The sequence below is a fragment of the Candidatus Neomarinimicrobiota bacterium genome, assembly GCA_018647265.1.
In the GTDB taxonomy this organism is placed as follows: domain Bacteria; phylum Fidelibacterota; class Marinisomatia; order Marinisomatales; family TCS55; genus TCS55.
In genome coordinates, this window is sequence record JABGTK010000159.1 from 1 (window position 1) to 13,504 (window position 13,504).

Here is a 13,504-nt window from a genome sequence, read left to right on the forward strand (position 1 = left end):
AACACGCCTAAAAAGATTGTTGGTCATGCCAGTGTAAATCACTTTTGATTCACTGGCCATGATATATACATAGTAAAGTTTTTCCATATATGAATCTACAATACAAACCAAATATGTCATACTGAGTCATGATTTATCATGACGAAGTATCTCAAATGGGAGAATACATAATAAACTTATGCTTGAGATTCTTCGCTCATTACATTCCCTCAGAATGACAATATCTTTTTTTTATTTCTTAAATAAGCTATAACCCACAAATAATCTGTCATACTGAGTCATGATTTATCATGGCGAAGTATCTCAAACAGAAGAATACTTAAAAACGTGTGCTTGAGATTCTTCGTTCATTGCATTCTCTCAGAATGACAATTAATATTTATTGCCCATCAATATTGCTACTTTTACAAATCCCCCATTTCCATAGGGAAATTTCCCTCCTAAATTAGGGGCTTGTGAAAACCGTAAAACTCACAGCCCTGATACTAATTTTACTTGTCCTGACCGCTAGCCAACGTCAGGTGAAATACTTTATAAATGAACATGATTTCCTCACTGGCTACAATGTTCCCAAATCTGAAGTTCTAAAAAAAGAGCATATTCGCGCTGAGTATGATGACTTGGATCGCCTCATCATTAAGGCGATAGTAAATAAAAAAGGAGATGCAACAGCGCAGGAACAATTTTCTTATATCGAATCCAAAACAATTATTCGTCAAAGAGATATGGTTGACGAAACAGGGCATGTATTTTACCAAACAATCTTCGGACGAGAGCCTCAGTCCTTATCATATATCGAATGGGTTTTCGGTGTCGATTCTGTCAAAAAATGGAATGACCGATTCACCTCTTCAGATATGAATGAAATTGATAAACCGGAAAATTACCGATTCTTTGATGTGGATGCCTTTGAATATGGCGGCAAAGAACTTGACTATGATTCATTAGGCCGAACAACGCGCGATGAATGGTTCCGACGTCCCGATGGAAAATCTATGCATAAATATTTATATAAATATTATGATGAAACGAGTATAACGCACTTGTTTGAATATGACTCTAATGGCGTCCTTATTATGGATGTAAAGCTAAGTCCCGATGGAACAGAAGCGATCCTTAGTTTTTTAGGTCCGCAAGATTCAAGTTTTGTGAATAATAGCACAGTGAAATACAATTTAGATGGGGACCTAAAATGGGGGTATATCCATTGGAAGGTGCCCGCTGAAATGGATAGTGCAAAAATCAATCTAGAAGAAATTATCCAAGGAGATTATACAATTGTGTTTCCCAGTGATAGTGTTCTTCGGGATAGTGCTACGTATAATATTCACTTTGACGGAGAAGGGGTTAAAGGTTATATGGCCACTAAGCAAAATATTTTCCATGTAAATTATGATATTAGCCCGCCCCTTATGACGCTGGAGATGGATAAATATCTCAAAGATATATCCTTGTCGTTTACCACTTCAGAACCAATCGATTCAGCATATATCGTTTGGGCGCCCGACACCAATTTCTCCCATATTTCTGTCGATACAATTATTCTTACCCCAAACGAAATTGGTTTTGCCGGTCGCTTTAAACCAACCAACCAAACGAAACTCGTGGATGGGGTAATGTACAATCCTGAAATTTACGCCATAGATCGAGCAGGGAATGTGGCCGACCCACCGGGAATTATGGAAAATGTGATTTACGATATTACACCGCCTGTGTTAGCGATAAACGATCCGCCATCGGACGCATGGGTGAATCACCAATTGATAAATGTTTCTACCAATGAACCCATTCAATCTTGGAAGGTAATGGCACAATGGCAAGGTGGTGTAGCGGATGCAAATGCGCCCTATACCCACGAGTTTGCAGATACAGTTCAGGTGGAGACAGGCACAGATTTATCCGCCCATTTTCAACTGAATGACGGTAGTGTATATTCTTATTTAGTGGTTGGCGTCGATTTAGCGGGAAATGTAAGTGACACAGTTCGCATCGATTCCATTCATTATGATATTACGCCACCAATATTAACTATGATTTATCCATTCGATGGGGAAGCCATTAATAATGCCACCGTTAGTTATGCCGCAAGTGAGCAACTATTAACAGGTGAATTTCTGTGGACAGAAACGGAAGGATATAGTGATTCACTTTCTACTCATTTTGTTGAACTGGTGGGTGAAGAATTATCGTCCGCTGAAAAAATTCATATTTCATTAACCAATGAACCTCTTTTAACAGATGGCAGTTCTTACTCAATTCTTTTTACCGGTCGAGATTTGGCGGGAAATGACAGTGATCCAATTTCAATTTCAAATGTGCTTTATGATGTAACTCCACCAGAGTTTACGAATGTTTCTCCCGAGTCTGGTGTGGCAATAAATCATCAATTGATTTCATATAATATTTCAGAAGAACTGCATACGGGTGCAGTCACTTGGATGCAAACAGGCGGTGTGGCCGATCTTGATGCGCCCCATACGGTTGATTTGGCGGACGCTGAATTAGCATTTGGCATTCATGACAGCATCAACTTACTCAACATGCCAAAGCTTCAAGATGGTGGAATTTATTCTCTCTTTTTCAGTGGTTCAGATCGCGCAGGGAATATTGCGGATACTGTAACAATAACTGAAGTTCTATATGACTATACCGCTCCAGAGATGGTGATTGAATATCCATTACCCCGATCCATCTCTAATACAACTGCCATGACTTATTCCTTATCGGAAGAATTATTTGAGGGGCAATTTAAATGGATATGGTTGGGAGGAGTTGAGGATACATTAGCGCCATACACCGCACTCCTGACTGAAGCAGAAAAATCGGAAGGCAAACATAGCCAAATTGAATTGGTGAATAACCCACAAGTTGTAGAAAACGCACTATACACCATGTCATTCAAAGGTCGAGATCGAGCCGGAAATAAAACAAAACGGGCCTTTGTTCCGGGACTTCAATATGACTTTACACCGCCCGAATTAACATGGAACAGTCCAAAATCTGGAGATGCGGTTAATCATAAAAAAATCCATTATGAAAATAGTGAATTACTGGAGTCGGGTATAATTACGTGGACGTGGATCAGTGGAGTTAAGGATCCTGACACTACCCATGCAATGGCCCTCGGTGGTAATGAATTAAATGGCGATGAATTTCAGCTGGGTGAAATCACAAAGTTGCCGCCACTGGTAGATGGAGGAGTATATGATATTTCATATTTTGCATTCGATCCTGCAGGGAATGAATCGAACCACATTATGATTACCGATATCCTATATGATATTACTCACCCGGTAATTACGATTTCTTATCCTTTGCCAAGGTCTATTTCCCAAACTAGTTCAGTAACCTACACATTATCTGAAGAATTGCACGAAGGAAAATTTAAATGGATATGGCTCGGTGGTGTTAAAGATACATTGGCACCTTATACGGCTATATTGACTTTAGAAGAACGCACTTCGGGCGATCATGCAGAAATTGAATTATCCAATAATCCGAATGTAGTTGAAAATGCTTTATACACCATGACCATTAGTGGTACTGATCGCGCCGGCAATAAAACTAAACGAGCCTTTGTACCTGGACTTCAATATGATTTCACTCCACCTGAGTTGACTCTTATCAGTCCAATGGATGGGGATGCTGTTAATCATAAGCAGGTCCATTTTATTAATAGTGAAAAATTGGTATCAGCTCAGATGATATGGCGTTGGACAGGTGGCATTGTTGATGACACAGATTCACCCCATATTATTGATTTGAAAAATGAAGAACTTCATGGTACTGAGGTTGGCCCTATGGAACTTAATAATTCACCCAATTTGGTGGATGGTGCTGAGTATTCACTTCTTTATGTCGCTTTCGATCCAGCCGGAAATCAAAGTGACACTGCACGAGTAAATAAAATTTTATACGACATAACGCCACCGACTATTGTATTAACATATCCGGAATCCAATATTTTCACAACGGAGACAAAGTTAAATTTTGATGTATCCGAGAATATATACGAATTCAGTATTGATTGGACAGGAGTGGGTACTATGGGTGAATCCTCTCCTGTTAAATATAATCGACAGGAATTATTAACGGCTGGGTCATACAACTCCGATGATTTGATTGTGCCGGCCTTGAAAGATGGGTTTAGCTATACAATTTTACTGAACGGTCTTGATCGCGCAGGGAACGTTGCAACATCGGCTCAGCTAACCAATGTTAAGATAGACCTAACTCCACCCGAATTCAGCGCATTTACACCTGAATCTGGCGCTTTTATTAATCATTCGAACATTGGGTGGACTTTATCAGAAAACATTGCCTCAGGCGAAATTTTCTTTCAGCACTCAGGATCGGATTTAATTTTGGAATCAGAGTTAGTTGATACTGAACTACAATTGGGTGAAAGAAGTCCGTCAGACCTCATAAATAAGGTAACGCTTCGCGATGGAATGAATTATTCCATATCAATTAATGGAAAAGATTTTGCCGGGAATATTTCTGAAGAACTGAAAGTAGAAAATATTACTTATGATATTTCGCCACCTGAATTTGTAATTGCCCATCCAAAAACCAATAGTTTCGTGAATTACCTTGATGTCATATATGCGGTCAATGAACCTCTAGTATCTGGAAAAATGATCTGGATTAACGATAGAGAAGAAAAAACATCTTATGACTTACGCCCTAAAGATTATGGGTTGGGTAAACATATTTTAGTGAATTATGATATTCAACCAGAAGAAAATATGCCATATACGATATTAATCGAAGGTACAGATCTTGCAGGGAATAAGGCTGAATCAAAATCCATTCAAAATGTAATGTTTGACATAACACCGCCGACGTTATCTATATTGAATCCCCAACCCAACACGCCGGTCAATTACACAAAGTTAACTATAAGTATTAGTGAACCCATAAAGTCTGGCTCTGTACGTTGGGATGCAATTGTTGGGAACGATCCGAAGACATCCCATTCGAAACATTTTCTGGGTGATCAGCTCAAAGGTGGAGACTTTCTAGACTTTGATTTTTTATCACCGCCGGAATTGGTCAATGGAGTAACATATAAAATTACCATAGAAGGGACAGATCTGGCCGGGAACCCATCTGATCTGATGGTTATTGATGGTGTTCTTTATGATATTTCTCCGCCGGAATTTGTTGATGTTGCCCCATCGAATGGACAACATATTAGGGAGCCTGATATCGCCTATACATTGACGGAAGATTTAGTGGATGGAAAAATATATTTTGATCACGTAGGTGGTACCTCCGATCCTAAGACAACCCATATGATTACCTTGGCAGGAAGTAAAAGACAAAAAGGCACTCGCGGTGGGAAACTACCATCTTCATTTATTCGTCTCGTCAATGGTGCCGTCTATAATATTCGTTTTGAAGGTCGGGATGCTGCAGGAAACCTGGCGCCGGAAGTTCTTGTTGAGAATATTGTATTTGATAATGAAGCTCCAATCTTCTTAATCACTTCACCGGCAAAAAACTCTTATATAAACAGTGAGGGCATCTCATATTCCATCAGTGAAGATGTTGCGGAAGGGAAGTTAATACTCACCCGTACTTCTGGTAGACCAGATCCAAATTCACCTCATGCTGTAATTCTAGATGAAATCTCACGGAAAAAAGGAATTTTTGAAGAAAAGGTGTTTTCCGAATTGGGATGGACGGACGGTGCAACATATAATTTATCAATCGATGGATTAGACCAGGCCGGGAATCAATCTAAAAAAGTATTGGTGAAAAATATTACCTATGATGTAATACCCCCAATATTACGATTAATTAAAATTGATAATAATAGCCATATAAACAATAACACTTTAAGCTATTCATTAAGTGAATTATTGATAAATGGGACTGTTACATTTACCCAAACTGGCGGGACTACGGATCCGCGATCTCCCCAAATAGTTTCGCTCACTGGCGCAGAACTGAAAATGGGTGATTTCATTCAAAAGGAATTGGCAAATGGCCCGAATTTAATCAATGGTGCCATTTATGATATTGTATTCACTGGTTCTGATCCTGCGGGCAATGAGGCAATTCCAATCAAAATATCGAATGTAAGCTTTGATAATCAACCTCCCGAAATGTCTATTAGCCGACCCATTGATTCTGAACAAATAAAAACGACTGTTATTTCCTATATCTCTAACGAGGTACTCGAGAGAGCCACTGTAAATTTTGAGCAAACCAGCGGAACGATTGATGTTGATTCTCCTCACAGAGTATTATTGAAAGGTAGCGAATTGAATGATGGCCTCCATTCCGATTACGACTTAGGTATCACTTCGCAATTAGCCGATGGAGGACGCTATAGTGTAACTATTGACGCTTATGACAAAGCAGGAAACAAAGCGAATATCGCCCCGATAAGTGATGTATTTTTTGATATACTGCCACCTGACCTATCGTTATCTGAACCTAAATCTGGTTCCCATGTAAATTCAGCTTCCGTAACATACTCTACCACAGAAGAGATGGGAAAAGGAAAAATAATCTTTACGAGGACAGGTGGGATGGAGGACCCTGAAAATCCACACGAAATTGAGCTAACCGGTGACCGATTAAAACAAGGTAGCCATTATAAGGAAGTATTTGATTCAGATATAAATCTGAATGACGGTAGTATTTATACAATCGAATTCTCCGGTGAAGATATGGCTGGGAATGTGGCGGTGAATGTTTCTCTAGAAAATATCACCTATGACTCCTCTCCGCCTATCGTAGCTGTGATTAATCCCAAGTCGAATGGATTCTACAATCAAATCGCTTTGGATTATGATTTAAATGAAACTTTATTGTCAGGGAAAATAATATTTGAACATCGCGGCGGAATTCCGGATCCAATGAGTCCACATGAGATTGAACTTTCAGAAAACCAATTAATGCCTGGACAAAAAACCGGTATTAATATAAATGCACTTACAGATTTGGTCAGTAATGCCACTTATAATGTGAGCGTCACTGGAATCGATTTAGCTGGAAACGAGGGAAATTCTGAAGATAATACTGGTATTACATTTGATAATATTCCACCAGAAATTGCCATCATTTCTCCGACAGCAGAATCATATATCAAAAGTACAGTCCTTGGATTAAAAACAAATGAAGTGCTTTCGGTGGCAAATGTTGTATGGACATGGGTTGATGGTAACCTTGATGCAGTGGGAAATCATGAATCAAAATTAGTTGGCAATCAGCTTCAAGACGGTGTTTATCCTGAAGTGGACTTTAATCCACCACCCACACTTATTAGTGGCGCAAGATATAGTGTAGCTTTTTTTGGTACTGATCGAGCGGGTAACAATTCATCTTTCGAATTAGGTACTTTATTTTTTGATAATACACCACCAGTCATAACAGGGATATTTCCGACCACAAATGGGTTTACCAATTTGAATGAAGTGAGCTATGATCTGGATGAGCCACTCCTCATGGCAAATCTTTCTTGGACGCCAACTAATGGATCAACGCCTGTTTCTATCGACCTAACCGGGGATGAATTGAATTCGGGTGCTTTCGCCCAAACCGCACTCCTCCATCAAACAGATTTATCTGATGGTATCGTTTATAATCTTATTGTAACGGCAATTGACCGATCTGGGAATGAAGCTGTAATAACATTAGCAGAAAATGTGACTTATGACAAAACTAAACCCAAATTTACACAGGTTTTACCATCCACAAGTTCCCGAGTGAATTCGCAACTTTTAAAATGGAATGTAAATGAAGATCTGGTCAGTGGAAAATATACATGGATTCATATGGGCGGTAAGGCTGATCCAGCGGCGCCACATACATTTGAACTCACCCCAGAACTATATTCGGTCGGAGCGCATGACAATTCCACTTTACCGGACTTAAACCTCATTACGGATGCCATGTATCGCATCACACTCCAAGGAACGGATAAGGCTGGGAATACGGGCAAAAAATTCATAATGAGTGTAGTGTATGATGATATTCCGCCTAAGTTGCAAATTAAGTACCCTGAGCCGAATTCGTTTAAAAATCATTTAGACGTAGCTTATTATATATCCGAAGGATTGAGTTTTGGCCAATTTGTCTATACCCAAATTGGCGGAAAACCTGATCCAAACTCCCCTGTGACATTTGATCTTGCAGGTATTGAGTTGGAAACAATATTTGAGTCACCCAAATTGCCTAAGAATCCACCTTTATTAAATGATGGCTCAATTTATAATATTGTATTCAAGGGTAAAGACTTAGCCATGAATGAGTCTGAATCCATTGTAATTGATAGTGTGAAGTTTGATGTGACGCGCCCTGTGATTACGATTCATAAACCTGAAAATAAATCCAATATGATGGGTGCAGAGATTACTATAGAAATAAGTGAAGATCTCATGGATGGGAAGATGGTGTGGACCCGAACTGGAGGATTGAAAGATAGGGTAACGAGGCACAAGATTCCTTTATTTGACAAATATTTAACGGAAGGTATGCATACCAATATTAAAGTTCCTGTAGATAAATCTTTAAGCGCCAGTGTCATCTATTCATTATCGATTGAAGCGCAGGATTATGCCAAAAACAAAGCTGAACAAGTCAGTGTAGAATTTATCGAATATATCCGTAGCATGGCGGGAAATTGGTATTATAAAGGTCAAATCATAGAAGTAATATGGGTATTCGAACCAGACGAAACGGGCATCAAGGGGAATTTTATGCAGGGCCTTTCGTTGGGGACAAAAATTAGCGATCAGGAAGAAGGGCAGTTCAGTTTTGATTTCAGTAAAAAGCCGTGGGTATTAACATTAGAAATGAACAATCCTGAAAAGAATCGAATTAGTCTAATGGAATTTTTAGACAATACACACATGCGTGTTGTTACCGGAGAAAAGAAGCCTAGAAGCTGGCAAGATGGGGAAGTTATGGAATACGAATGGCGCCCTAAGTAAGGAAGACATGAATAGTGTAATGATAAATAGAATATTCTCATTAAATTCGCCGGCTATTTTTACATGATTTTGGAATTGGAGAAGATGATTTATGGCTAAGAAACAAAAGAGTTTTGCTGAGAAAGCAGAAAAGCACGGTGCAAAAGATTTAGTTCACGTTAAATACGTAAAAAGTGTTCCTTCTGATAAAGAAGGATTTTGGCGTTTTAATGAATCTATGATTTCTATGGTAAAAGGTCAAAATATAGAAGTTGCCCTCAAAGAGATGGAAGATGCTGCCAATTTGGTGGATATCGAAATGCCTTCGGTTGAAGTTGCAGAAAAAGCACCGGAAGTTGCTCCTGAAGTAGCTGTCGAAGAAGCACCTTCAGAAGAAACAATTGAAGCGCCTGCAGAAGAAAATCCTTCTACTGAAGAACCTAAGACAGAAGAGGTCACCGAAGAAAAATCTGAATAATTAATAATTGTAAAATTATAATTATTAATCATATCTGGAGAGGTGGCTGAGCGGCTTAAGGTACACGCTTGGAAAGCGTGCGTACGTTAATAGCGTACCGTGGGTTCAAATCCCACCCTCTCCGCTCATAAATTAAAAGCCCACTCCCGATGAATTGGAATGGGGCTTTTCTTATTTTAAATGTAAATTGTTACTTATGAATCCTCCTTACCCATTAAAGTGTCTTTCCGGATTATTCATAATCCTTTTTATTTTTCTGTCCTGCGAGGATAAACCTAGCCCTGCTGAACTTACCCTCGATTGGCGCAATCTTGACTTAACCGAAGATTTTCAAACTGGGAGTCGGAATGCAGAAGGTATTGATACAGAAAAATTAAATGATGGAATTACTGCCGCAAAGGAACTGGCTAACTTTTATAGTATTGCAGTTATTTATAAAGGTCGTCTTGTTGCGGAAGAATATAAATATGGTGATTTAAACACCAAATATCCCGTATGGTCCGTGACTAAAAGTTTTTTATCCACGTTGGTTGGTATAGCAATTGATAAAGGAATAATGGCGGATGAATTTCAAAGCTTAGAATCGTTTTATCCAAATTTAACAGATTCTATAAAAGGAAAAATCACCGTTGCGCAATTGCTTACGATGTCGTCGGGAATTCCTGATGATACATCCTATATGTCAGCCGCATACCCATTGAATTATATATTAGTGAATGATTTATTATATCCTTCGGGAACCTATTGGAATTACACTTCTGCTGGTACCCATGTCTTATCATATATCTTAACTGCTAGTACAAAAGAATCTGCCAATTCATTTGGTAAAAAATACCTTTTTCCACAATTGGGCATTACAGATTATACTTGGCAAGACGATGCTTATGGCATTTCTAATGGAGGGTTTGGATTAAATATGAGATTGAGAGATATGGCTAAACTTGGGCAACTATTTCTGCAGAACGGGAAATCCGCCGGAGAAGAAATAATTTCCTCTGGATGGGTAAATAAATCCTCAGAAATGATTGTACCATTCAATGCTAATAAATCTAATGGATATGGGTATTTATGGTGGATGCGGATGGTTAATGGAGAAAAGATGTATTACGCAGCAGGGTATGGGGGGCAATATATCATGGTAGTCCCCACGAGAGCATTGGTAGTTGCCATAACTTCAAGTTCTCAATATTCAGGCGCATATGGTGAAAATCTAAATCGTATTTTTTATCAGGAAATAATAGGTAGTTTCTCAACGGTCGTCAAGTAATAAATTCAAATTAGCGGGAACACAAATGCGAAAATTAATCTTTTTGGTACCATTTATTTTATTTGCAGAAAGCCTTCTGCATCCAGACTCACCCAAAAATAGAGATAACAATTCATTGGGTTTTGGAATTGCGGGAGATTTGTCTATATCTGAAGGTACGTTCTACATAGGCCAAACAGGCTCATCCTTAAATAATGGTTCAGTATATATTTATTCACCCAATGCAATTGGAGGACTAGATCAAGGATTTATCGAGCCGCCAATACATGATGAAGTTGGGTTTGATTTTGGTTATTCCATTGATGTAAAAAATGATTTAATGATTATTGGTTCGCCCCATCGCGGAAATATGCAGGGCAGGGTATTTCTTTATCAAAAAGATGAACATGATAATTGGACATCAATTAAAACCATCAATCCTAATGGCGAAGAATGGACGACAGATTTTGGTTCTGAAGTTGCCATCGGTGATAATGTAATTTTAATCGGCGACCGAGATGTCCATCATGGCGAGGGGAAGGTATTTACGTTATACAAAGATGGATCTGAATGGCGAGAAGGGTCACCCATTAAATATAATTATATTGTTGATGATGGCCATTTTGGTCATTCCATTTCTATAAATGGACAAAAAGCTTTAATTGGCTCTCGGGATGGCAATGTAGCCGTTCAATATACTTTTGACCCGATTACCCATTCGTGGATTGAAAGCCATGTATTTTCCCCTTACAATTACCAAAGCAAAGGACGCTTTGGTTTTTCAGTTGAATTGACAGATGAGTATGCAATTATCGGATCTCCTGGATTTGATCAAAAAGGTTTTATTGAAATTCATAAATTTGAAAATAATTCTTGGAAAAAGGTAAAAACAATTGATAATCCTGAGGATGTGACTGGTACCTATTTTGGCGCTTCAATTGCAATGAAAAGCAATCAAATTGCAGTTGGCAATTTTAATGGTGAAAAATCTTACATCTATTCCACTGAAGATTTTATAACTTTTTCACTTTCTCAAACGCTTGAATCGCCAATATCCCATGAAGGAAAATTCGGCCGAAATTTAAAATTAGTTGGTGGTGAATTAGCCATCGGAGCCACATATGGTGAAAAAGCATTTATCTACAATAAGGATGAAAATAATAATTGGACGCTTAGCCATAGTGTTTCCAGTAATAATAAATCCGTTAGTATAACAGGTGCAAAAATCCTTTGTGAAAATGGAAAAGCTGAAGATTACGATTGTAATAGCCTCGATTTAATGGGGTATATCACGACGAGTGAACTCAGTGGCGGAACCCTAACAGAAACAAATGATATTTGGGGCTGGACTGATTCGACCACCGGGAAAGAATATGCCATAGTTGGGTTGCTAATTGGTACATCTTTCGTTGATGTAACCGATCCGGAGAATCCCTTTGTAGTAGGCTTATTACCCACTGCAACAATTAATTCTATTTGGCGCGATATGAAAGTTTATAAAGACTACGTATATATCGTTGCAGACAATGCGGGGAATCATGGTGTTCAAGTTTTCGACCTCACAAATCTAAGAAGCGTTACCACTTTTACCGAATTTGAAATGACATATCATTATAATAACGTAGGCAGTGTTCATAATATTGCGATAAACGAAGCCACGGGATTTGCATATGCTACTGGCGTTTCCAGCGCGACTACCTCTCAGTACATCTGCAATGGTGGCCTTCATATGATTGACCTATTAGATCCAGCGAAACCCACATTTGCAGGGTGTTTTTCTCATAACGGAACTGGGCGTTCTGGTACTGGTTATTCGCATGATGCTCAAATTGTTAAGTATGCTGGCCCGGACAAAGATTATCAAGGTAAGGAGATTGCCTTTAGTTCAAATGAAACGGCATTGAGTATTGCAGATATTAGTGATAAGGCCAATCCTCAGATTATTTCAAAATTTGACAACGCACAATTTGGATATTTTCATCAAGGGTGGCTTTCGCAGGATCAAAAATTCTTTTTTGTTAATGATGAGTTAAATGAGTACAATGGATACGATGAGTATCAAACGACAGTTATATTTGACCTAACAGATTTAGATAATCCGATAATTTTATCTAAATACAATTCGGGATTAAAGACAATTGACCACAATAATTACGTGGTTGGCAATCTTTTATATCAATCTAATTATTCTGCTGGACTGAGGATATTGAATATTAGAAATCCTGAAAATCCCGTCGAAGTTGCGTTCTTTGATACATTCATATCCGGTGACAGAGTTGGGTTTGTAGGCTCATGGAGTAATTATCCTTATTTCAGTAGTGGTAACATTTTGGTATCGTCTATTGGAGAAGGGCTTTATATATTAAAGCCAACAGAAGGTGGCAATCTGTCTACGGAAGATGATTCAATTATTCCTGAGAATTTTGATTTAAAACAGAACTATCCAAATCCCTTTAATCCAGTGACTCAAATTCAGTATGAATTACCGTTGGCTGGGGAGATTGTCTTAACCTTATATAACACTTTGGGTGTAGAAATTATGCAACTGGATAAAGGAATAAAATCTGCCGGCATTCATCAAATATCCTTCGATGGGAGCAATCTGCCCACAGGAATTTATTTTTATCAATTGCGGACCGGGAATTTTGTTAAAACAAAGAAGATGTCCTTAATAAAATAGTCAAAATCAAAAGGTGACTTTTGTGTGAATTTTCATAAATTCGCCTCTCATATTTTTATATATAGATCGATTTGGAGGGGTGGCAGAGCCTGGTTGATTGCACCGGTCTTGAAAACCGGCAAGGGGAAACTCTTCGGGGGTTCGAATCCCTCCCCCTCCGCTCAAAATAAATT

Annotated in this window: 4 protein-coding genes and 2 tRNA genes; all 6 read left to right on the forward strand. The window is 38.6% G+C overall.

Going from position 1 to position 13,504, the window contains the following annotated elements; genetic code table 11:
• The first annotated feature begins 455 nt into the window (after positions 1-455).
• Complete coding sequence (locus HN459_09515) at positions 456-8,948, forward strand: hypothetical protein (GenBank protein ID MBT3479679.1); 8,493 nt, start codon at positions 456-458, stop codon at positions 8,946-8,948.
• Between the two features lie 91 nt (positions 8,949-9,039).
• Positions 9,040-9,405 (forward strand): hypothetical protein, encoded by a 366-nt coding sequence (locus HN459_09520; GenBank protein MBT3479680.1) that lies wholly within the window; start codon positions 9,040-9,042, stop codon positions 9,403-9,405.
• 36 nt (positions 9,406-9,441) lie between these two features.
• Positions 9,442-9,529, forward strand: a tRNA-Ser gene (locus tag HN459_09525).
• A gap of 72 nt (positions 9,530-9,601) precedes the next feature.
• The gene (locus HN459_09530) at positions 9,602-10,672 is read left to right on the forward strand and encodes a serine hydrolase (GenBank protein MBT3479681.1); all 1,071 of its coding nucleotides are present in this window, start codon (positions 9,602-9,604) and stop codon (positions 10,670-10,672) included.
• Positions 10,673-10,697: 25 nt separating this feature from the next.
• Positions 10,698-13,331, forward strand: a complete 2,634-nt coding sequence (locus HN459_09535) for a choice-of-anchor B family protein (protein MBT3479682.1) — start codon at positions 10,698-10,700, stop codon at positions 13,329-13,331.
• A gap of 73 nt (positions 13,332-13,404) precedes the next feature.
• Positions 13,405-13,491: transfer RNA gene (locus HN459_09540), tRNA-Ser, on the forward strand.
• Positions 13,492-13,504: the final 13 nt, after the last annotated feature.

Bases quoted from the DNA above. Each gene is read 5' to 3' on its own strand.
- HN459_09535 (MBT3479682.1), top strand. From the start codon at position 10,698: ATGCGAAAATTAATCTTTTTGGTACCATTTATTTTATTTGCAGAAAGC.
- HN459_09530 (MBT3479681.1), top strand. From the start codon at position 9,602: ATGAATCCTCCTTACCCATTAAAGTGTCTTTCCGGATTATTCATAATC.
- HN459_09520 (MBT3479680.1), top strand. From the start codon at position 9,040: ATGGCTAAGAAACAAAAGAGTTTTGCTGAGAAAGCAGAAAAGCACGGT.